The organism is Streptomyces sp. XM83C (genome assembly GCF_023072675.1).
GTDB lineage: Bacteria > Actinomycetota > Actinomycetes > Streptomycetales > Streptomycetaceae > Streptomyces > Streptomyces thermocoprophilus.
Window position 1 is genome coordinate 1 of record NZ_JALLGL010000643.1, and the last position, 761, is coordinate 761.

Annotated in this window: 1 protein-coding gene; it reads left to right on the forward strand. The window is 68.1% G+C overall.

Annotated elements, in window-relative coordinates:
• Positions 1-84: 84 nt before the first annotated feature.
• Positions 85-761 (forward strand): hypothetical protein (locus tag MTQ10_RS30885; protein WP_247474127.1); only part of this gene is annotated, 677 nt, incomplete at its 3' end.

The following is a 761-nucleotide window of genomic DNA, read 5'->3' on the forward strand; positions in this document are numbered from 1 at the left end:
ACACTTCTAGCTTCGTCGGCAGCGTCAGATGTGGATAAGAGGCAGTGCAGTGGGAGCGGGGTCGAGCGTCTTGGGGGTTCGGGCGTGGCGGACGGCGGGCCGGTCGAGCACGGGTTTCCCCATCTGGAGACGGTGCGGGCGGCGGTGACGGCGCTGTACCGGCGGTTGTCGTACGACACGGTGCGGACGTTCGCGGTGAGTGTGGCGCCGGTGGATGTGGCGTTCGGCGATGGTGACGATCTTCATCTGGGTGCGCAGCGGGTGGCGCGGGAGCTGGTGCGGCATTTCCGGTTGCCGGATGCGCGGATGGTGGTGTCGTTCCGGGAGATGGTGCATGCGGCGAGTGTGGAGCTCGCGGCGGGTCCGGAGTATTTCGTGGAGTTGAACGACCGGTTCCGGGCGCATCGGCGGGACATCGGGGCGGCGTTGGCGCACGAGATCATGCATGTGTATCTGCATCGGCTGGGTCTGGCGTTCGCGGGGACGCGGGACAACGAGATCCTGACGGATACGGCGACGGCGTATCTGGGGGCGGGGTGGCTGTTGCTGGATGCGTACCGGGAGGACGGGGTGTCGTCGCAGAAGCTGGGGTATCTGACGCCGGAGGAGTTCGGGTACGTGGTGGCGAAGCGGGCGCTGGTGTTCGGGGAGGATCCGTCGGTGTGGTTCACCAGTGCGCAGGCGTATGCGGCGTATGTGCGGGGGTTGGAGCGGGCGCGGTGGGACGAGCGGCAGCCGCCGTTGTCGGCGGCGGGGTGGGT